Here is a 20,265-nt window from a genome sequence, read left to right as displayed (position 1 = left end):
CTTACTCGCTGCCAATTTTGTTTTTCAAAATTGGACTCAGCTTCAGCCTCCCGCGCAGACGGGGACGAAACTGACGACATCGCCAATTTTCAGGCTTGTCCGCATGCCGTTGTGCAGATTGACATTATCGCTGTTCAGCAGGATCAGACACCGCCTGGCTTTCGCTGCCGCCTCTTTCCCATGGGCGGCTTTTATTTTTACCAGCACCTCTTTAATATCTGCCGCCTCAAGACTCTCCTGCGCTGTGCCGGTTAATGCCCTCAGCGCTCCGAAATATTTCACCGTAATCATAAGCTTCCAAGCCCCAGACGCTTGAGGGTTGCGGCTGTTGGCACACCGCGCTCATCCCAGCCCCTCACCTTATAGTATACCGGAAGCATTGCTTCAAGATCTACCCTGGTGCTGGGATCACCTGGTTCCTGAAGTTCGTCCGTCAGCCGGCCCGGCAGACTGTCATCCTCAGCAGTCAAACCTTCCCGCAGATTAAAGAGCCGTTCAATGGTAAAACCACGCTCACCAACCTGAAGGAACTCTCCGGTCGTCATGCGCATGCCGGTAGCCAGTTCAATGGCCTTGCAGTGCGGCATCAGATACATGGTTTTAACGGGCAGCAGTCCCGGCATCAAAGGCCACATATTTCCAAGAATCCCCCGGGCCATGATCATGGCCTTGCCCGCAGTATGGGTTACCGGGCTGACTGGCCCCATATGATACAAAATCGACGGGATCATGGTCTGCATGGTGAACAGGCAGAAACCTGCCGCCGAACCGGCTTCCATGCCGTTTTGCATAAAAGCGGTGAGCTCAGGCTTTCCCTTTGTTCCCTGTGCACCGACGCTCATGACACCCACTGATTCCATCAGCGCCAGATAGCCGCCATTCAGATGACAGCCACCGCGGTTGGAGGTCGCATAGCCAAGCCCCATGCCAACTGAACGCCGCGGCTCATAAGATGCCAGTTCCATGCCCTTGGCGTTGATGGCAAAATCAGTCCCGCCGTATTCTTTTGCCAGCCGGGCGCTGCCTTCTGCCAGCTCGTCACCGATGTCCTGGCGATACGCAATTTTTTCGATGATCTCCAGCAGGTTGCCGGTTTCCCCAAAGTGGAGTCCAAAGTCTGCCATTCCCCTTTCCTGAAGTTCCATGGCAAAGGCCAGTGTGCCCGCCAGCGAAATCGTATCTATCCCCAGAATATCGGCTCTATAATTAATCTCATTGATCAATTCCAGATTGCTGTTTTCAATATTTGAACCAAAAAGACCCACGGTTTCAAACTCCGGCCCTTTTACCTCGCGTCCGCCAACCATCACACGCCGCTCACACCGTATGGGACAGCTCACACAGCCACCGTTTCGGGTCAGGTACTTATCCGCAAGGGTCTCCCCGCAGATTTCCTCCGCTGCCTCAAACTGGCCCCGTTTAAAATTATGGGTTGGAAGCGCATGTGAGGCATTGGCGTTATTTACAAGACCTGCAGTACCGTAATGGGGCAGGCTGTCACCCGTCATGGGATGATTCTGAATGAATTTCACCCACTTTTTTACATAGGCGTCAAAAGCTGGTTTGTTGTAAAGCTCTGGCCGTTTGGTTCCATAAGCCACAATCCCCTTCAAATTTTTAACGCCCATTACCGCGCCGCAGCCGCACCGGCCGGCTACCCGTTCGCCTGAAACAGCGCAGGCATAACGCACCTTATTTTCCCCTGCTGGCCCGATGACCACTTTCCCATAAACCTTGGGGAAGCGTTCCTGAACAGCCTCGGCATCCATCCCCCACAGGTTTTCTGCGTCGCGGATCGTTACCACGCCGTCCAGAATTTCCAGATATACCGGTTTTTCTGCTCCGCCTGCCAGAATAATCCCGTCCACTCCGGCGCGCCGCATCATCATCCCAAAGCTTCCTCCGCAGTTGGATGAGGCGATGCCCCCAGTCATCACATTTTTAAAGGTCATGTTAAAACGGCTGGAGGAGGGCGCGCCAGTGTCCGTCATAATTCCTGTGTTGATGATCAGAATATTTTCTTTTGCCAAAGGTTCCACACCCTTTGGCAGCAAATCATAAAGCAGCTTGGCTGCCAGTGTTTTACCGCCAAGATATGCCCTCACAACCCCTTCTTTGATGGGCAGCGGACGTATTTTACCTGTGCTCAGGTTAATATGCAAATAATTCAAAGGCTTCATTGAATCACCTCCATGCGGATTGCTGAAAGAGGACACAGGCTTTCGCACAGGCCGCAGCCCACACAGGCCCTTGGTTTGACCAGTTCCGCGTATACGCGGATGTCGCCTTTAAAAGCCGGCATCGAAATTGCCAGACATTCAAAGCGGCAGCCTTCCACGCACATTGAGCAGGCACTGCACACGGCTGGTTCTACCATTGGTTTTTTCCATTGATCCTTTGGGACTCTATTCGCGATCTCTCCTCTGTTGTCCAAAATGGCAGCCTGTGGACAGGATCTTCCGCAAACGCCGCAGTCGATACAGCGCTTGTCATTCACCACATGCTGCTTTTTCTTTTCACCGGTGATGGCCATCACCGGACAGTTTCTCGCACAGATCGTGCATCCGATACATTTTTCTGTAATGGTATAGGCCATCTTTATCCCTCGCTTCCTTGTTTATTATCTTTATTATAACAGGTTTTCTGTGAATTTGGGGAACAAAAAAGACTCTGATAAAAACTCAGAGTCTCTTGTTCGTTTGAATTTTTTATTACAGGAATGACGTTGCTGCGCTCGTCCGTTCGCTGTCGCTCTCTTCTTACTCGCTGCCAATTTTGTTTTCCAAAATTGGACGGCTTCGTCTTTATTTGAAAAAACCTTTATTCCTCCTTCGGAGAGTTTTTTCAAACAAGACGTTTGCTTCGTTGCGCTCGTCCGTTCGCTGTCGCTCTCTCCTTACTCGCTGCCAATTTTGTTTTCCAAAATTGGACGGCTTCGTCTTTATTTGAAAAAACCTTTATTCCTCCTTCGGAGAGTTTTTTCAAACAAGACGTTTGCTTCGTTGCGCTCGTCCGTTCGCTGTCGCTCTCTCCTTACTCGCTGCCAATTTTGTTTTTCAAAATTGGACTCAGCTTCAGTAGTCCACGGGTTCTTCGACGCAGTCCATGACCATTTTGGCGAAGGCCATGCAGGCGGTTTTACAGGCAGACTGTGTCCCGGTCACGATGGCGCCACCGCGGTTGGAGACGGTTGGCGGTCCAAAGAATTTTACGACCTCTACGTCAGCAGCTGTCAGAGCTTCATCGACGCCCATCATAGATTCCAGCGGAGGGCCGACAAGATAGGCGACAGATGAACCAACAGGCAGATCACAAACTTCTGCGAGGTAAGTGCCGATTTTTGAGATAACCTGTGCATAAAATTGTACACCGTCATCTTCACGGGCGCTGAACAGGCAAGCATTGTGCTCGGTGAAATGCGTAATGGTCCGCAGACCGCTCTCAACATCGCTGATGGATGGCCCTGAGATAATACCGATCATTTCTCCGCCGTAGGCACAGCCAAGTCCCCCGTAGGTCGATTTGGCATAGCAGACCTGCACATTGGCCTTTTTGGTCGCTTCATCCGCGGCCACATAGCCAATATCCTCATTATCGGTGGTAAAAAGGCCGATGTCAATGTGGCCTTCAGGCAGGCCGAATTCTTCAATCATGATATCTTCAATGTCTGTCATCAGTTTGCTGGACAGAACATGTGCTTTCAATAAATCCCCGGTCATTTTTTGAACTCCCTTTTTTAAGATTTCTGTATTGTTTATAATCATACCATCTGTTATTTTGTTAGTAAAGAAGAAACTCTGCCCGAGTCATGGAAAAATTTGCACCAAAAATGATATATACCCCATTTCCACAGGCTATTCACACTTTTATCGTGAAAAAACACAGCTTATCCACATAGTTATGCACAACCTGTGGACGCAATCCCTGTAATTTTCGTTAAAAGCCGTTTTTTATCCCAAAACTTATCCACACTATCCACGTTAAAATGTGGACAAAAAGTGAACAAAAAGTGGAAAACTAATCTTTATATTCCTCGCAGGCTTGCACAAAAGCCTTAAGAGGAGGTGATAAAAACTTATTTTTGTGGTAAATCAACGTAAAGCTCCGCAGCAAACGAATTCCCTGAATCGAGAGTATGCAAAGCCGCCCCTGTTCAAAATCCCGTTCCACCAGGCGTTTGGAGAGCACCGCCAGCCCCTGGCCATCCATCACTGCGTTCTTAATGGCCTCTGTATTTGTGCACGTCCATTTTTCCACAATTTCCACGCCCTCCCTGTCCAGGATCTTCTCAAAAAAGCTGCGGGCTCTGCTGCCTTTTTCACGAATCACAAAATATTGTCCCTGCAGTTCGTCAAGACTGATGGTCTTTCGGCCAGCAAAAGGATGCCCCGTGCCACAGATTAAAACCATTTCGTCCTCCACTGCCGGTATCTGGATAAGGTCCTCGCTGCTTACCTCGCCCTCAACAAGCCCGAGGTCCAGATCACTCTTTAAAATCATGGATTCGATGACTGGTGTGTTGTCCACCAGAACTGTCAGGGTAACCGGCGGATTTTCTGCCTCAAACCGGCTCACCAGATCGCTGAGTATGGTGGTTCCGACGGTCACTGTTCCGCCGATCTTAAGGGTTGTATGCTCAGCGGAATATTTCATCTCCAGTTCCATTTCATCAAACAGCGCCACGATATGCCTGGCGTAATCTAAAAGCCTTTCGCCTGCCGGTGTGATGTAAAGCTTGCGGGAAAGCCTTTCAAAAAGACGCACATTATAGTATTTTTCAATATCTGCGATGGCCTGGCTGACAGATGGCTGGGCAATAAACAGCTGGTCGGCAGCAGCGCTCATCTTGCCTGTCTCCGCAACTGCCAGAAATACTTTCAGATGCCTGATAGTCATAATTATCCCCCATTGTTCTTCTATAGGTATTTAGCTATTAAACTGATTATAAAATACTATTTTACAATCGTCAAGAAATCCGTTAATCTATAGACTGAAGAATAAAGAATATTTTCACCTAAACGGAGAAGGAGATTTACAAGCTTATGAACATCGCACCTGAAGAAATTAAACGCGTCAAGGGACAGGGCTTCCTGTTCAACAATGACCACGAACATTTTGCTGCCCGTGTTATCACAGAGGACGGCGTTTTAAACGCCGCTCAGTTTGCCTGCCTGAGTGAAGCGGCTGAGAAATTTGGGAATGGCAACATTGCCTTTACCACTCGTCTTACCGTAGAAGTACAGGGATTAACCTGGGATGATATTGTACCTTTTCAGGAATTTATCGCTAAAGAGGGCATGGTAACCGGCGGTACTGGCCCAAAAGTCCGCCCTGTTGTTGCCTGTAAGGGAACGGTCTGCACCTATGGCCTGATTGATACACAGGGTCTTGCCCGCGAAATACACGAGCGTTTTTACGAGGGCTATCGGGACGTTACACTGCCTCACAAATTTAAAATTGCTGTCGGCGGCTGCCCAAATAACTGCGTAAAGCCTGACCTCAATGACTTAGGTATCGTCGGCCAAAAAATTCCCAATTATAATGATGAGCTGTGCAAGGGATGCAGCAAGTGCTCTGTTGAGGACCGCTGCCCAATGGACGCTGCCACTGTAACAGACGGAAAACTCGTCATTGACGAGGATAAATGCAACAACTGCGGTTTATGTGTTGACAACTGCCGTTTTGATGCGATTCCTGACGGTGAAGTCCGCTATAAAGTTTATGTTGGCGGCCGTTGGGGGAAATCCATCCGCCGCGGCACTGAACTAAAAACATTATTTACCCGCGACGAAATCATGGATGTTGTGGAAAAAGCCATTCTCTTATACAAAAAAGAAGGACAGAACAGCGAACGTTTTGGCTCTACTGTTGAACGCCTGGGCGCGGAAGCTGTAGAACGTGCCCTGACCACCAATGATCTGCTGGACGAAAAGGACAGTATTTTGGGTATTGCCACCGTATCCGGCGCTACCTGCTGATTTTTTAAAAGCCTCCTGAAACACTGGAGGCTTTTTATCCGTTGTTTTTCACAGAATAATCTTCTATAATAAAACCATAATCAGGAGGTAACGCCCAATATGTCTGTATCACTCAACGAAAAATTCTATCGTGTTATCGCAAATATCCCAGAAGGCCGGGTCGCCTCTTATGGGCAGGTCGCTCTTCTGGCTGGCCGTCCCCGGGCTGCAAGAGCCGTGGGCGCTGCCCTCCGCCATGTTCCCGCTCATCTGGAACTCCCCTGTCACCGGGTTGTCTTCAGTGACGGCTCCCTTTGCAAGGGACTTATCTTCGGCGGTCCTGGTATTCAGGAACAGCTTTTGAAAAAAGAAGGCGTGGCTTTTCTGCCAAACGGCAAGGTCAATATGCGGTGCTGTCTCTGGGAGCGTGCTGAAGACTTTTCCCATTGTTTTTCATCTATATCCTCAAGATAGTAACAGACCTCACGCAAATCTGCCGGCAACTGTTTTTCTTATAACAAAATTTCTGTTTTTCATGTCCGCTGTCTGGTTTTATGGTAAACTATAAAAAAACTTTGGAGTCTCTGACATGAAATCAAAAAACATTCAAAATACCCTCATTGCCTTTATTCAGACCTTTCCGGCACTATTGGCTTTTGAGGTTGTCTATAAGATGCTTTGCTCCGTTCTGCTGAAGCCGCTGCTGTCATTTATCATGCAGATTTTTTTGAACCTCAGCGGCTATAGTCTGGCATTTAACGAGCGAATTCTTAATTTTTTCACCAATATTCCCGGGGTCATTACCCTCATCATCATGCTGGCGCTGGGTGCACTTATGGTCTATTATGAGTTTTCTGTCATCATCTTAATGCTCTACCACAGGCTTCATAAAAATCCAATCAGCCTTGGCACTGCCATGAAGATGGCTTTGACGACTTATAAAAGCCTTAAAAATTTTGGCTCGGTTGGTTTTACAGCTTACGCTCTGGGGCTTCTGCCGCTGATCCATATCGGCTTACGCCCGTCGCTGCTGCCGCAGACCCGGATTCCCAATTTTATTACCGGTGAGCTTTCAAAAACTCTGATGGGAAATATTGGTGTTTACCTGTTTTACGCGGTTATATTTGTACTTTTTGTTATTCTGCTTTTCGTACTGCCTGCCATGGTTCTGGACCGCGTTTCGTTCATGAAGGCTTCACGGCGAAGCTTCGGGATTTTAAAAAGAGGGCGTCTGCCTGTCGCTTTAGTGCTTGGCGTTTACTTGGTTTTATGGATTATTCTTTTCAACTTTCCGGGGTTTGTACCTACCTACTTCCCTGGCATCTCCGGCAATGGCCCTCTCACTGTTTTCCTGAGCCTCTTTTCAGGAAATACGTTTGCGCCGCTTATGGGCTTTCTGCTGGTAGGCCTGCTGCGCATCACACTTATGCTTTTGCTGCTAACGATCCTGACCGCGGGTTACAGTGGGCTCGATGGCCGGGTAAATATTGATGCCGGAGCTCTTCCCTTTATTGATGAAAGGCTTGGTCACACGAAGGAAAAGGCCATGAGCTTCTTTCATATTTCACGCCATACGGCAAAAAGCGCTTGGACACGTATCAAAGCCCATCCCTTTTTCATCAGGCATCAGAAACCCATCGCTCTGGGAATTGTTATTCTGGCTGCCGTAGGTATGTTCAGCCTTTTTTACAATCCACCGGCTTTACACAGCCCTATCGTCATCGGACACCGCGGAAGCTCAGAGGGTGTGGAGAACACCCTTGGCTCTATCCAGGGCGGTATCGACCAGGGCGCTGACTACGCGGAGATCGACATTCTTTTATCCAAGGACAATGTGCCAATGGTCATACACGACAGTAATCTCCAGCGCCTTTCCGGCGAAAATGTCAACGTCTATGATCTCACCGCCAGGGAGCTCGGTGAACTGACCTTGTCTCAAAATAACGCTGAGGGAAAGATCTCAACCCTTGAAGAAGTGCTCAAGGCCACAAAAGGACAGATCAAGCTTCTCATTGAATTGAAAACTCATGGACACGAAACCGCTGATGTTGCCGCTGAAACCGCCAGGGTCGTTGAAGCGCAGAATGATGAAAAAAATTGTATGTTCATGTCCTTGGACTACAGCCTGGTGGAACAGCTAAAAACCCTGCACCCCGAATATACCGTTGGCTACTGCGTCTATGGCAATCTGGGCAAGGCAGACACAAGGCGTCTGGTCAATATGGATATCGACTTCCTTACGGTTGAAGAGAATATGGTCACAAAAAGCCTGATCAGCAAAGCCCGAAAAGCCTGGCTTCCGGTTTATGTCTGGACGGTGGATGACCCCAAGGCAATGCGGCAGTATCTCGACCTCGGAGTGCTCGGCCTGATTACAGATAAACCCGCCGTAGGCCGTGAGGTTATTGACCAACAAAACCCATGAAGCCAGTCGATGTTTGAAGCTGTTTAAAATGGGTATTTCTATTTTAATAATTACTAATCATTATAAAATAGAAGGAGATAACTGATATGTTTGATTTAACAGATAAAGTAGCGGTCGTCACCGGCGCATCCAGCGGGTTAGGCGCGGATTCCGCAAGAGCATATGCGCAAAACGGAGCAAATGTTGTGCTGCTCGCCAGAAGAAAAGAAAAACTGGAGCAGGTAGCCGCCGAAATTTCCGGAATGGGCCGAAAAGTTTTAGCCATTTTCTGCGATGTGACTGACGAAGAATGTGTTAAAAAAGCCGTTGAAGAAATAATCGAAAAATTTGGCAGAATTGATATTTTACTCAACAATGCCGGCGTCGCTGTCCGCGGCGGTGTGGATACCCTGACCGTAGAAGACTGGGACCGCGCCATGGATGTCAATGTTAAAGGGATGTTTATTATGAGCAAATATGTCGTCCCGCATATGAAAGAACAAAATTATGGAAAAATCGTTAATATCAGCTCTGTCAACGCGCTGATCGGGGACAAAGCCGATATGTTTATCCGCCACTCCTACAACGCCTCTAAAAGCGCGGTTCTTGGCCTGACAATCGGGATGGCGGCCTCCTATGGGCAATTTAATATCACCGTCAACGCCGTATGCCCAGGGCTTTTTGAATCTGAAATGACAAAAGACACACTTTTTAAGTCTGAGGCCTTCCTTCAGGGGTACAGCGCCCAATGTCCTATGAGCCGTCCTGGAAAACGCGGCGAAGTCAGCGGACCAGTACTTTTCTTTTCCAGTGATGCTTCCAGCTATGTCACTGGCCAGCACATTGTCGTAGACGGTGGCACTTCAATCGTCTGACAAATAAATTTAAACCCTGTCGTCCCCTCCGCAGTGCTGCGTTTGTTGGGATGACAGGGGTTTTTTATTTTACAATCCAAAAACACGGCGGGCTTCCTGCATATTGGCAACGACATCCACACCAAAAGGACAGCGTTTCAGACAGCTTCCGCATTCGGTACAGTCTGACGCGTGCGCCGCCAGGGCTTTATAATGCTCGGTTGTGCCCCCCGGTATTCTGCCTCCATGCTGGCGCGCGACATCCAGATATTTGGTCACCGCCGCCACATCAATCCCCGAGGGGCAAGGCTGGCAGTGATTGCAGTACATACATTGCCCCTGCATCTGAAAGCTCGGCTCTTCGGCAATTGCGCTGTAGTCCCTTTCCGCCTCAGAGCTCTGGCAGTAGGCTGCCGCCTCGTCAATTTCATGAAGCGAAGAAAGGCCAGGCAGCACAGACACAACTCCGGGGCGGTCCAGCGCGTAGTGATAGCACTGTGCCGGTGTCATGGCTTTGCCAAAGGGTGAGCTTTCCACTGACAGCAGCCGTCCGGCAGCCAGGGCTTTCATGACAGTAATGCCAATTCCAAGGGCCTCACAGCGCTGATACAGAGCGCTTCTGGCCGGAGCGATCCCCAGCGCCCTTTCATCCACAGATACACCTCTAAATTCCATGATGTCCTCAACCGCCCTCTGTCCGTGGTCCAGATCATAAGCTGGATTGAGGCTGAACATGAGCATCTCGTACAAGCCGGTCTCCACCTGTTTCATGGCAGTAACGGCATTGTGTGAGCTAAACCCAAGTTTTCGGATAACACCCTGGCGCTTTAAATCCAGGGCATACTCCAAAATACCGCTTTTTTCTACCGATTCACAATCCTTTTCCGAATCCAGGAAATGAATCATCCCAAAATCCACATAATCTTGCTTCAGCCGGTCCAGCATATCCTCAAAGGAACGCTTCACCTCTTCCAGGTTCCTGCTGCGGATATACTGCCCATCAGCACCACACACAGTACATAAATGCCCCTGTATCAGCATTTTGCCGGGGTGCGTCCTTATCGCCTCGCCGATCGCATCTCTTATTTCCGGCTGGGGCATGTAAAGATCCATCAGGTTAATGCCAAGATCCATGGCATGGTGGACCATCTCAATGATTTTCTCCCCGTGCATTCCCTCCAGATAAACGCCTCCGAAACCAATCACGCTGACTGGTATCCCGACACCTTTTATTCTTCGATATTCCATAGCAGCCGCTCCTTTCCCGGTTTAACCGTATTATATCACCCTTTTCTTCCGCATAACAGATGTAAAATTGCGTCGGCGAAAACGTTTTTTTCCTTGACCCCGATCCCTCCTCAGACTTACAATAAAAGCAGCCCACTAAAGGAGTTCTTTATGATAAACTATAAAACCAGTATTTTCAATGATGTACTGGGGCCTGTAATGACTGGACCTTCCAGCTCTCACACAGCCGGTCCTGGACGTATCGGATACTTTGCCGGCTGTCTGATGCCGGATTATAAATCCGTTCAGCTGATTTTTCCCAAAAACAGTTCGTACGCTACCACCTATAAAGGTCAAAAATCAGATATTGCCTTTGCCGCTGGCCTTCTTGGTCTGCCGTTAAATCATCCCGATTTTAAAAACAGTCTCCATCGCCTTAAAGAAAAAAACATTGCCTTTGATATCCGCCTGACCGACACAGCCTGCGAGCACCCTAACACCTGCGATCTTGTTCTTGCAGGTCCTTCCGGCCGCCTCTGCGTCACCTCCCTCTCCACAGGCGGCGGAATGTTCTGCATAACCGCCCTCAACGGAACCTCTGTCGACTTCAACGGTGATACTCCCGTACTTACAAGCTTTTACACCGCAGAATCACAGGCCGCCCACAAAATCTTTCTGGAGACGCTGCCCCCAGCCATTGCTGACACTAAAGGCCTGATCTGCGGCAACGGTTTTTATGCGCTGCCGCTGAAAACATCTGCTCCACCAGCTGAAATTGAAAGGCTTATAAAAACAGCGCCGGGAACACTGCGTTATACTCCCGCCATCCTTCCTGTACCCGCCCACGAACCAGCAGAGCTGCCTTTCGGCACCGCTGGCGCGCTCACCGCTTTTTTAGAAAAAAAGCCCATGCCTCTCTGGCAGGCTGCAGTTGAATACGAAGCCGCCAGAAGCGGGTGGGCAGCGGAGAAAGTGTTGAGCTATTCCAAAATGCTTGTAAAAACCATGCATCAATCCATAAACTTTGGTTTGCAAAACGCATCGAATGGCGAAAGCCTTACAAACCGCTCAGCCAGGTCAATGGCCGCAGCCGCTTCTGCCGGCAGGCTTCTTTCCGCCAGTCCTTATCAAAACGGAGTGGTCTACAGCACCGCGGTCATGGAGGCCAGCAACGCCATGGGCGTCGTGGTCGCCGGACCTACGGCAGGCTCCTGCGGTGTACTTCCCGGGGTGCTTTTCGCATTGCTCCAGGAAACAGAGATGCCCGCTTATTTCCCTCCGGCTTTACCTCAAAGGCATTTAGAACAAGCTGCAAAGGCCTTACTGTGTGCTGGCATCATCGGCATATTTATCGCAGAGCAGGCTACCTTTGCCGCCGAGCTTTGCGGCTGTCAGGCTGAGAATGGTGCTGCCAGTGCCATGGCCGCAGCGATGGCGGTCTCTTTCGTGAACGATGACCCAGACTCATCCCTGCGTGCTGCCTCTACCGCCCTCCAGAATGTCCTTGGACTTATCTGTGACCCGGTTGCCTGCAGAGTTGAAATTCCCTGCATCAGCCGAAACGCCATGGCGGTTTCCAATGCTCTGACCAGCGCGGAAATGACGCTCGGCGGCTACGATTCCCAGATACCTCTCGACGAAACCATTGAGACAATGTACCGCGTCGGCCGCCAGCTCCCACCTGAGCTGCGCTGCACTGGAAACGGCGGACTCTGCCTTACTCCCGCTGCCCTTGCGATGGCAAAAAATGCCGGGCAGCCGCACGAATAACGCTATCCCTTTTTTTCTGTTTTGCTGAACCATTAAAAAAAACGGTGGTACGCCGTTTTTTTTAATGGTTCATTTTACAAGCTCAGACAAATTTTCCATAATTTTCACGTGAGGCATCGTTTCAAAATCCGCAGCGGCGGTTGTGCCTGTCGTCACAGCTGCAAAATATACTCCTGCATTCTCAGCGGTGCGGGCATCGACCAGACTGTCACCGATATAAAGCGTTTCTTCTCTGCCACATTCCAGTCTGTCCAATGCCTTCCAGACCCCTTCTGGGCTTGGTTTGGCTGCTTCCACATCCTCGCCGCCGATAATCAGGTCAATCAGCTCATCCATACCATAAAGGCTGATGGTGCTCTCGATCCGATAACGGTATTTCGTGGAGATAATCCCTGTTTTCACCCCCTGCTCTTTCAATTTTCCAAGCATCGGCAGCGTTTCGGGGAACAGCTTAGTGTTTGCCACCATCACTTCGTCGGATTTCTCGACATACTGTTTCCGGTAGCCCGCAACGGTTTCCCGGTCCTTAATTCCCGTCAGCAGCATAAATGCCTCCTCCAGGGTTAAGCCGATGGTTTTCTTGATGGCGTCTTCCTCAATCCCTTTAAAGCCATTGCGCTCAAAAACATGCTGGAAACACATGACGATGCCCTTTTCCGAATTTGCCAGTGTATAATCGAAATCAAAAAGATATGCTTTGTAATCCATTTTCTACCTCCTGGTATCGCAATAGCTTTATTATAGCAGTTCCGCTGTCTTTTTTACAGCTTTCCCTTTGTTTTCTGGTAATCCGGAGGTATAATAGAATTCAGAATTTAAACGAAGAAGGGATCAGTATGTTTGGAGAATGTCATGCCCACATGATCATGGATGGCGTATGTTTCCGTGAAGCAGCGGCAAAACACAGAAACAGCCCCGATGAAGCCCTGATCCGGCAGGTCTTGTCGGCCTACCAAAAGCGGAATGTCCTCTTTATCCGTGACGGCGGCGATAACCTGGGCGTTTCACGACTGGCCGCCGACCTGGCGCCAGAATACGGCATTGACTACCGGACTCCGGTATTTGCCATCCACCGTCGGGGATACTACGGCGGAATCGTCGGCTTTGCCTATGACAGCCTGAAGGAATATGCCCGGCTTGTTCAGAAAGCCCGCGCAAAACGGTGTGATTTTATAAAAATCATGACTGCCGGCATCATGGATTTCGACCATGCCGGACGTTTAAGCTGCCCGGGGCTGCCAGGGCAGGAGGTGGCTGAAATGGTCCATATCGCCCATTCTGAGGGCTATTCTGTCATGAACCATGTCAATGGTGCCGATCATATTAAAGTGGCTCTGGAGGCCGGTGTGGACAGCATTGAGCATGGCAACTTCATGGATTCGGAATGCCTTTCTCTTCTGAAGGAAACCGGGGCAGTCTGGTGTCCTACCATTGCCATAACCGGTAATATCATTGGCAGCGGACGATATAATGACGCTGTTCTGGCAAGCATCCATGAACAGCAGCTCGCCAATATCCAGAGAGCCTTTACCCTCGGGGCCACCGTTGCCCTTGGCAGTGACGCCGGAGCTTTCCGGGTGCCGCATCCACAGGGGGTTTTTGATGAGTATGGCTATTTCAGGCAGGCCGTACCTGACCAGGCTCTTCTGGACGCCTGGCTTGCAGAAGCAGAGGCAACGGTGCAGGAAAGGTTTAGGGCGGGAGGCGTTATAATGGAAAATTGAAAATGGAGAATGGAAAATTCTGGTACAAATCTGCCTGCGGCAAATTTGATGAGATTTTGGCCTGCGGCCAAAATAAAAAGCTCCCTTTGAAAGGGAGCTGCCGCGGCCAAAGGCCGCGTTTTATACACATCCGCTTCAGTGGATGTACACCATAATTTTCCATTTTCGTATGCAGCAGCGTCTTTATTGAGAAAAACTCGATTCCCTCTTTGATATTTTTCAAAACAAGGCATTTGCTTCGTTACGCTCGTTCGTTCGCTGCTGCTCTCTCCTTACTCGCTGCCAGTTTTGCTTTACAAAACTGGACTCAGCTTCATTTAACTCCCGCCCAGCTGGAAATGACCATGCGCTGGACTTCGGAGGTGCCTTCATAGATCTCGGTAATTTTGGCGTCACGCATCATTCGCTCTACCGGGTAGTCCCTTGTAAAGCCGTAGCCGCCGAATAACTGGACGGCCTCGCAGGTAACGTCTCTCGCTGCTTCTGACGCGACGAGCTTGGCTAAAGCGGCAAGATGATTATAGGGTTTTCCCGCATCTTTCGCGCAGGCTGCCTGATAGACCAGCAGGCGCGCGCCCTCTACCTTGGCAATCATGTTGGCCAGCTGGAACTGGGTATTCTGGAAAGCCGACAGAGGCTGTCCAAACTGTTCTCTGCCCTTGATGTAAGGGATGGTTTCATCAATGGCTCCCTGCGCCAGCCCCAGAGCCTGTGAGGCAATGCCAATCCGCCCGCCGTCCAGGGTTTTCATGGCGATCTTAAAGCCCTTTCCAACTTCACCGAGCAGGTTTTCCTTTGGCACAATACAGTCCTTGAAGATCAGCTCAGTTGTGGAGGAACCGCGGATTCCCATTTTATCCAGCTTTTTGCCGATGGAGAAACCCGGAAAATCCTTTTCTACAATAAAAGCGGTGATACCATGGTTGCCCTTTGTGATATCCGTCATGGCAAAAATAACATAGGTATCGGCTTTTCCGCCATTGGTAATGAATATTTTGCTGCCGTTCAAAACATAGTGGTCACCTTCAAGAACAGCGGTCGTCTTTTGTCCCGCCGCGTCTGTTCCTGCTCCCGGCTCCGTTAAACCAAAGGCTCCAAGGTGTTCACCTTTCGCCAGCGGCACCAGATATTTACGCTTTTGTTCCTCTGTTCCAAAGGCAAAAATAGGCCAGGCACACAGGGAGGTGTGGGCTGAAATAATAACCCCGGTAGAACCGCATACCTTTGAAATTTCCTCGACGCACATGGCGTAGGCCAGATTATCCATACCCGCTCCGCCGTATTCTTCCGGGAAGGGGATCCCCAGCATACCGGCTTCGGCCAGCTTGGGGATGGTCTCTTCCGGAAAACGTTCCTTTTCATCCAAATCTTTGGCAATGGGCTTTACTTCCATCTGGGCAAATTCACGGAACATTTCACGCAGCTCCTGATGTTCCTTGGACAGTTCAAAATTCATGGTTTCTTCCTCCTCGTCCGCATGGGTTTTATCAACACTATTAATCTTTTTAATCTCACGCTTTGGACCTTCTTCTAAAGGCACCGCCGCTTTTTCTTCTTTCTTCCCAATTTCAGTCGTCTGGCGCTCCTGGTTTTTGGCTGTCTTTTCTTCAAAATAAGCCGTCCGAGTATCGGTTGGATTCTGCTTCCGCTCTGCCGGCGATCTGAGCTGGCGCTTTTCACGAATCAGATCGGTCAGCGCCGGAACTACCTCAAACAAATCTCCAACCACACAGTAGTGGGCAATTTTAAAGATAGGAGCCTCTGGGTCGTTGTTGATGGCGACAATAATATCCGAGTCCTTCATGCCCATCGTATGCTGTACCGCACCGGAAATCCCGCAGGCAATATAAAGCTTCGGGTGGATTCGCTTACCTGTAACGCCTACCTGATTTTCTATGTCAATCCAGCCATCCTCTACCGTTGGCTTCGATGCGCCGACCGCAGCGCCCAGAGCGTCTGCCAGCTCCCGAATGACCGCAAAGCCTTCCGGGCCTCCAAGGCCGCGTCCGCCAGCCACCACAATATCTGCTTCCTCCAGATCATCCACGACCTTTGAGGCAGCCTCGATGTATTCCAGCAGTTTCACCCGCAGCGCGCTTTCCTTTATCGGAATGTCTTCCTCGATTACCTCAGCTTTCAAACCTTCCACTGGCAGGCCCTTGGCAAAAATACCGGAGTGGACACTGCCAACCTGGGGACGTGTTGCCATGGTAATTTTGGCAAACGCCTTACCGTCGTAGGCCGGACGGATAAAGGTCGCGGCGTTATTTGCTTCCAGCTCAATTTCTGTGCAGTCCGCCGCAAGGCCAAGCTCCAGACGCGTTGCCAGACGTCCACAGAGGTCACGGCCATTGTGGGTCGCTCCCACCAGCAGGAGATTCGGCGTGTAACGCCGGATCAGGGCTTCCATCGCGTCGGTATAAGCGTCGGTACCATAGATTTCATAGCCATCGCCCGGGACATTTAAAATAATATCCGCTCCATAACCTGAAAGCTCGGTGGTCATATCACAGGAAAGATAGCCAAAAACCACAGCAACCAGCTCGCTGTCCTCGTGCTTAAGCTTTTTTCCCTTGGACAAAAGCTCAAGGCTCACGCGCCTGATCTGTTCCTCCTCTTTTTCAATAAAGATCCAAATCGCATTTTCTTTCATGATGTTTCCTCCTTACCACACGCCCAGGCTTTCCAGGGTTTCAAACAGGTCTTTTGCGCCTTCCTGGCCATCCTTCGCGTCAATCCGAACGCCAGTATCCAGAACTACTGGTGAAAAAGTGCCGACCACCTGGGTCGCTGAGCCTTTAAAACCAACATCATCAGGCGTTAATCCAATGTCTGCCGCCGATAACGTCCGGATCTCTGCACTTTTTGATTTCATTTTGCCCTTTATCGAGGGGTGTCTCGGCGCATGGGCTTTTTCCGTAATAGTGCAGACCGCCGGCAATACCACCTGCAGGATTTCAACACCATCTCTATTTTCACGTTCCGCTGTCAAAACATAATCTTCAACCTTCAGCCGGTTCACATAAGTGACCTGAGCGTAGTCCAGCCGTTCGGCAATTCCTGGGCCTACCTGCCCTGTATCGCCGTCGCTGGCCTGCTTGCCGCAGAGTACCAGATCATAGCCGCCCAGCTTATCAATCGCCGCAGCCAATACGCGGCTGGTGGCAAGAGTATCCGATCCCTGCAGCGCAGCGTCATAGAGCAGAACCGCTTCATCTGCCCCCATGGCGATACATTCCCGGAGCGCTTCCTCGGCCTGAGCCGGCCCCATGGATAAGACCGTTACCCTGCCGCCATGCTTTTCCCGAAGCCTGAGAGCCTCCTCCAAAGCATTTTTATCACAAAGGTTTACAACTGCGGGCACATCCTCTCTCAGCATTCGGTTTGTACCCTTTTCCAGCTTAATTTCTGACACAGCGGGAACCTGCTTAATACATACAGCAACATTCATCTGATTACCTCCTTTTCTCAATCGGTTTCAAATAAAATATAATATCCTGAATACAACTCAAACGAATACAATTGTCAGGCATTTAACTTATAACATGAATATATTTACCCATTTGTTTGTATTTTATCCACTAAAAAAGTCTCTGCAAATAAACGCGCATTTTGCAGAGACCATTAATCGGCTATTCTTCTTTCATTTTTGACCATACGGTGACCATCATGGTGATAAAGCAGGCAGCTCCCCCAATGAAATTGGAGATGGGCTCTGCCAGAAAAACGCCGTTGACGCCTAGGTTGAAAACTGTTGGCAGGAACAGGGTAAGCGGGATAACAATGATCGCTTTTCGAAGCAGCGAAAAGAAAATAGCCTGCTTCGACTTGCCCAGGGCAATAAAAACAGTCTGGCCTGAAAATTGCAGCGCCATCATAAAAAACCCGAAAAAATAAATATACAAAGCCGGCACACCAAGCCTTATAAGCTCCGGCTCACTGTTAAAAATATGAATAAAGGCCTGGGGCGTAAGCATCAGAATCAACCAGGCAATAAAAGTGTACGCTACACCGATAATGGCTGTAAACTGAATTCCCTTCCGAACTCTTCCATAAGCCCCAGCCCCATAATTAAAACCGAGCACCGGCTGCGCTCCGTTGGTAATCCCCTGGACAGGCATGGTGAGCACCTCACGAATGGAGTTTAAAACAGTCATAACGCCCACGTAAATATCTCCGCCATAAAACTGAAGACTCGCATTACATACGATCTGCACCGCACTGTTAGTGACCGACATGATGAACCCCGACAGGCCAAGGCCTGAAATCTCACCGATCAGCGAAAAATCCAGCTTCATACTTTTCAGACTGAGGCGGTAGATGGCTTTTTTTCCTGTCAGAAAGCGTAAAACCCAGAGGGCTGAAAGCAGCTGAGACAGCACTGTCGCCAGGGCTGCACCCTTGACGCCTAAACCAAAGATAAAAATAAATACCGGGTCCAGCAGAATATTAACCACTGCTCCGAGCGCTACAGTCATCATTCCAATTTTTGCAAATCCCTGTGAATTGATGAAGCTGTTCATTCCCAGGCCGATCATCACAAAGAGACTGCCGCAGAGATATATTTCAACATAATCGTCAGCGTATGGAAAGGTTTGGTCACTGGCGCCAAAGGCGTATAAAATCGGCCTCTTAAAAATCAGGCATACGATCATGAGCAAAACGCCGGTGATGAGCAGCATGGCAAAGGAATTCCCCATAATGCGCTCTGCCCTTCGGTCATCTCCTTTCCCCCTGGCAATGGAGCAGAGCGGCGCGCCGCCCATGCCAAAAAGGTTGGCAAAAGCCGTAATGATCATAATAATGGGAAAGGTAAGACCCAGACCTGTCAGAGCAAGTGTCGAAGCATCCGGTAAATGGCCGATATAGACGCGGTCAACCACGCTGTACAGCACATTAATCAGCTGTGCCGCCATCATCGGAAATGCTAGGCGCATAATATTGCCGGATATGCTCCCTTGAGTAAAGTCATTCTGTTTTTCCACAGACATCCCTCCCTTTATTGTAATATTATAACATTAACCTTCATGGAATGATTTAAGAATCTTTTATTGTTTTTCTTTCCATTTTAGAAAATTTATTATATAATATAAAAAGAATTTATCGAACAATCAGGAGGTTTCTATGAATACCATAAATGCACAGACACTGACCCAGGAGCTTGTCCGTATAGACAGCTCAGATCCCGGTGCATATGAGGGGGCCATCAGCCATAAAATCGCAGAGCTTCTGAAGTCATCAGGCATTCCTGTTGTCAAAGAAGAGGTTCTGCCCGGCCGTTTTAATGTCATGGGAAAAATCAAAGGAGAAATTGACGATCCAGCACTTATTTATATCTGCCATATGGATACTGTGACATTGGGAGAGGGCTGGAGTGTCCCACCGCTCTCTGCCGAGATAAAGGACGGACGGCTTTACGGCAGAGGCGCCTGCGATATGAAATCCGGTCTGGCCTGCGCCCTATCCGCTTTTCTTAAAGCCGCCGCTTCCAGAAAACAGCCGCGCCACTCCTTTGTTTTCATCGGAACAATCGATGAAGAAGACTATATGCGCGGTGTGGAGGCGGCCATCGCCTCAGGCTGGGTAACTGAGAAAAGCTGGGTATTGGACACCGAGCCCACAAACGGGCAAATTCAGGTTGCCCACAAAGGACGCACCTGGTTTGAACTGACGGCAGACGGCGTAACCGCCCATGCCAGCACACCCTGGAAAGGGGCGGATGCCATTTCTGCCATGGCAGAAATGATTGTTGCTGTACGGAAAGGAATTGAGGCAACAGCGCCCCATCATGACCTCGGCCACTCTACTGTCACCTTCGGGCAGATAAACGGCGGTTACCGCCCATATGTGGTCCCGGATCACTGCACAGTCACCATTGATATGCGCCTCGTGCCGCCTACCACCACTGCTGCTGCGGAATCCATTGTAAAATCAGCCATATGCCGGGCAGAAAAGCAGATTCCTGGAGTCCATGGCCATTATAAAATTACCGGTGACCGTCCTTTTGTGGAAAAAGATGAGCACTCCTACCTTTTAAAAATGCTGAAAGAAAGCTGCGCAGCCGTAACCGGCAGTCCAGCCCAAATCAGCTTTTTCCCCGGCTATACCGATACCGCCGTTATCGCGGGAAAACTGAATAATCACAATTGTCTTTCCTACGGCCCCGGTGACCTTGAGCTGGCCCACAAGCCCGATGAGTACGTTCCCCTGGCAGATATCGCCCGATGTGAAAATGTACTGACCGACCTGGCAAACAGGATTCTGTTTTTTTAGGCTGCTTGCCAAAAAAACAATGTGCCCTGCCAATACGGCAGGGCAGTAAAATATGG

17 protein-coding genes and 1 pseudogene are annotated in these 20,265 nt (G+C 49.6%); 7 read left to right on the top strand and 11 right to left on the bottom strand.

Annotated features, from left to right (window positions below; translation table 11 throughout):
* Nucleotides 1-42: 42 nt before the first annotated feature.
* The 5 genes from B2M23_RS04640 to B2M23_RS04620 all read right to left on the bottom strand — a co-directional run bounded on the left by B2M23_RS04640 (nt 43) and on the right by B2M23_RS04620 (nt 4,896).
* The gene (locus B2M23_RS04640; protein WP_038351897.1) at nt 43-291 is read right to left on the bottom strand and encodes a MoaD/ThiS family protein; all 249 of its coding nucleotides are present in this window, start codon (nt 289-291) and stop codon (nt 43-45) included.
* Nucleotides 288-2,180: an aldehyde ferredoxin oxidoreductase family protein gene (locus tag B2M23_RS04635; RefSeq protein WP_038351898.1), complete on the bottom strand. Its 1,893-nt coding sequence runs from the start codon at nt 2,178-2,180 to the stop codon at nt 288-290. The genes B2M23_RS04640 and B2M23_RS04635 overlap by 4 nt, the downstream gene beginning before the upstream one ends.
* Nucleotides 2,177-2,596, bottom strand: coding sequence for a 4Fe-4S binding protein (locus tag B2M23_RS04630; protein ID WP_038351899.1), 420 nt, complete (start codon nt 2,594-2,596; stop codon nt 2,177-2,179). The genes B2M23_RS04635 and B2M23_RS04630 overlap by 4 nt, the downstream gene beginning before the upstream one ends.
* Before the next feature lie 478 nt (nt 2,597-3,074).
* Nucleotides 3,075-3,719, bottom strand: coding sequence for an ethanolamine utilization microcompartment protein EutL (gene eutL / locus B2M23_RS04625; RefSeq protein WP_038351958.1), 645 nt, complete (start codon nt 3,717-3,719; stop codon nt 3,075-3,077).
* A gap of 298 nt (nt 3,720-4,017) precedes the next feature.
* The gene (locus B2M23_RS04620; RefSeq protein ID WP_038351900.1) at nt 4,018-4,896 is read right to left on the bottom strand and encodes a LysR family transcriptional regulator; all 879 of its coding nucleotides are present in this window, start codon (nt 4,894-4,896) and stop codon (nt 4,018-4,020) included.
* A gap of 146 nt (nt 4,897-5,042) precedes the next feature.
* Between B2M23_RS04620 and B2M23_RS04615 the strand changes: the two genes are divergently transcribed.
* The 4 genes from B2M23_RS04615 (at nt 5,043) to B2M23_RS04600 (ending at nt 9,236) form a co-directional block, all read left to right on the top strand.
* Nucleotides 5,043-5,978, top strand: a complete 936-nt coding sequence (locus B2M23_RS04615) for a ferredoxin-like domain-containing protein (protein ID WP_038351901.1) — start codon at nt 5,043-5,045, stop codon at nt 5,976-5,978.
* A gap of 99 nt (nt 5,979-6,077) precedes the next feature.
* Entirely contained in the window at nt 6,078-6,431 is a 354-nt protein-coding gene (locus B2M23_RS04610) for an MGMT family protein (protein ID WP_081571096.1), read from the top strand.
* A gap of 115 nt (nt 6,432-6,546) precedes the next feature.
* The gene (locus tag B2M23_RS04605; RefSeq protein WP_038351903.1) at nt 6,547-8,382 is read left to right on the top strand and encodes a glycerophosphoryl diester phosphodiesterase membrane domain-containing protein; all 1,836 of its coding nucleotides are present in this window, start codon (nt 6,547-6,549) and stop codon (nt 8,380-8,382) included.
* An 86-nt stretch (nt 8,383-8,468) separates the two neighbouring features.
* On the top strand, nt 8,469-9,236 hold the full coding sequence (locus B2M23_RS04600; protein WP_081571095.1) for an SDR family NAD(P)-dependent oxidoreductase: 768 nt from the start codon (nt 8,469-8,471) through the stop codon (nt 9,234-9,236).
* A gap of 69 nt (nt 9,237-9,305) precedes the next feature.
* Here B2M23_RS04600 and B2M23_RS20885 read toward each other — a convergent pair whose 3' ends face one another.
* Nucleotides 9,306-10,463, bottom strand: a complete 1,158-nt coding sequence (locus B2M23_RS20885) for an aldo/keto reductase (RefSeq protein WP_038351905.1) — start codon at nt 10,461-10,463, stop codon at nt 9,306-9,308.
* Between the two features lie 150 nt (nt 10,464-10,613).
* Here B2M23_RS20885 and B2M23_RS04590 point away from each other — a divergent pair, with 150 nt between their 5' ends.
* Nucleotides 10,614-12,212 (top strand): L-serine ammonia-lyase, iron-sulfur-dependent, subunit alpha, encoded by a 1,599-nt coding sequence (locus B2M23_RS04590; RefSeq protein ID WP_038351906.1) that lies wholly within the window; start codon nt 10,614-10,616, stop codon nt 12,210-12,212.
* Between the two features lie 69 nt (nt 12,213-12,281).
* On the opposite strand, the gene B2M23_RS04585 is transcribed toward B2M23_RS04590, so the two are convergent.
* On the bottom strand, nt 12,282-12,920 hold the full coding sequence (locus B2M23_RS04585) for an HAD-IA family hydrolase (RefSeq protein ID WP_038351907.1): 639 nt from the start codon (nt 12,918-12,920) through the stop codon (nt 12,282-12,284).
* A 128-nt stretch (nt 12,921-13,048) separates the two neighbouring features.
* Here B2M23_RS04585 and B2M23_RS04580 point away from each other — a divergent pair, with 128 nt between their 5' ends.
* Nucleotides 13,049-13,936, top strand: a complete 888-nt coding sequence (locus B2M23_RS04580; protein WP_038351908.1) for an amidohydrolase family protein — start codon at nt 13,049-13,051, stop codon at nt 13,934-13,936.
* Between the two features lie 313 nt (nt 13,937-14,249).
* Here the strand turns inward: B2M23_RS04580 and B2M23_RS21515 are convergent, their stop codons facing one another.
* The 4 genes and pseudogenes from B2M23_RS21515 to B2M23_RS04565 form a co-directional block, all read right to left on the bottom strand.
* On the bottom strand, nt 14,250-15,392 hold the full coding sequence (locus B2M23_RS21515; RefSeq protein ID WP_038351959.1) for an acyl-CoA dehydrogenase: 1,143 nt from the start codon (nt 15,390-15,392) through the stop codon (nt 14,250-14,252).
* Between the two features lie 354 nt (nt 15,393-15,746).
* Nucleotides 15,747-16,589: pseudogene (locus B2M23_RS21510) on the bottom strand (electron transfer flavoprotein subunit alpha/FixB family protein); the annotation flags it as partial.
* A 12-nt stretch (nt 16,590-16,601) separates the two neighbouring features.
* Nucleotides 16,602-17,387, bottom strand: a complete 786-nt coding sequence (locus B2M23_RS04570) for an electron transfer flavoprotein subunit beta/FixA family protein (RefSeq protein WP_038351909.1) — start codon at nt 17,385-17,387, stop codon at nt 16,602-16,604.
* Nucleotides 17,388-17,568: 181 nt separating this feature from the next.
* Nucleotides 17,569-18,921 (bottom strand): MATE family efflux transporter, encoded by a 1,353-nt coding sequence (locus B2M23_RS04565; RefSeq protein WP_110060330.1) that lies wholly within the window; start codon nt 18,919-18,921, stop codon nt 17,569-17,571.
* 139 nt (nt 18,922-19,060) lie between these two features.
* Between B2M23_RS04565 and B2M23_RS04560 the strand changes: the two genes are divergently transcribed.
* Nucleotides 19,061-20,209: a M20 family metallopeptidase gene (locus tag B2M23_RS04560; RefSeq protein WP_038351911.1), complete on the top strand. Its 1,149-nt coding sequence runs from the start codon at nt 19,061-19,063 to the stop codon at nt 20,207-20,209.
* Nucleotides 20,210-20,265 lie beyond the last annotated feature (56 nt).

The sequence above is a fragment of the Eubacterium limosum genome (genome assembly GCF_000807675.2).
GTDB classification, from domain to species: domain Bacteria; phylum Bacillota; class Clostridia; order Eubacteriales; family Eubacteriaceae; genus Eubacterium; species Eubacterium limosum.
This window is presented reverse-complemented; position numbering and strand designations above follow the sequence as displayed.

Coding starts and splice junctions, on each gene's coding strand:
- B2M23_RS04605 (WP_038351903.1), top strand. CDS start 6,547: ATGAAATCAAAAAACATTCAAAATACCCTCATTGCCTTTATTCAGACC.
- B2M23_RS04560 (WP_038351911.1), top strand. CDS start 19,061: ATGAATACCATAAATGCACAGACACTGACCCAGGAGCTTGTCCGTATA.
- B2M23_RS04620 (WP_038351900.1), bottom strand. CDS start 4,896: ATGACTATCAGGCATCTGAAAGTATTTCTGGCAGTTGCGGAGACAGGC.
- B2M23_RS04590 (WP_038351906.1), top strand. CDS start 10,614: ATGATAAACTATAAAACCAGTATTTTCAATGATGTACTGGGGCCTGTA.
- B2M23_RS20885 (WP_038351905.1), bottom strand. CDS start 10,463: ATGGAATATCGAAGAATAAAAGGTGTCGGGATACCAGTCAGCGTGATT.
- B2M23_RS04630 (WP_038351899.1), bottom strand. CDS start 2,596: ATGGCCTATACCATTACAGAAAAATGTATCGGATGCACGATCTGTGCG.
- B2M23_RS04635 (WP_038351898.1), bottom strand. CDS start 2,180: ATGAAGCCTTTGAATTATTTGCATATTAACCTGAGCACAGGTAAAATA.
- B2M23_RS04610 (WP_081571096.1), top strand. CDS start 6,078: ATGTCTGTATCACTCAACGAAAAATTCTATCGTGTTATCGCAAATATC.
- B2M23_RS21515 (WP_038351959.1), bottom strand. CDS start 15,392: ATGAATTTTGAACTGTCCAAGGAACATCAGGAGCTGCGTGAAATGTTC.
- B2M23_RS04640 (WP_038351897.1), bottom strand. CDS start 291: ATGATTACGGTGAAATATTTCGGAGCGCTGAGGGCATTAACCGGCACA.
- B2M23_RS04600 (WP_081571095.1), top strand. CDS start 8,469: ATGTTTGATTTAACAGATAAAGTAGCGGTCGTCACCGGCGCATCCAGC.
- eutL (WP_038351958.1), bottom strand. CDS start 3,719: ATGACCGGGGATTTATTGAAAGCACATGTTCTGTCCAGCAAACTGATG.
- B2M23_RS04570 (WP_038351909.1), bottom strand. CDS start 17,387: ATGAATGTTGCTGTATGTATTAAGCAGGTTCCCGCTGTGTCAGAAATT.
- B2M23_RS04615 (WP_038351901.1), top strand. CDS start 5,043: ATGAACATCGCACCTGAAGAAATTAAACGCGTCAAGGGACAGGGCTTC.
- B2M23_RS04585 (WP_038351907.1), bottom strand. CDS start 12,920: ATGGATTACAAAGCATATCTTTTTGATTTCGATTATACACTGGCAAAT.
- B2M23_RS04580 (WP_038351908.1), top strand. CDS start 13,049: ATGTTTGGAGAATGTCATGCCCACATGATCATGGATGGCGTATGTTTC.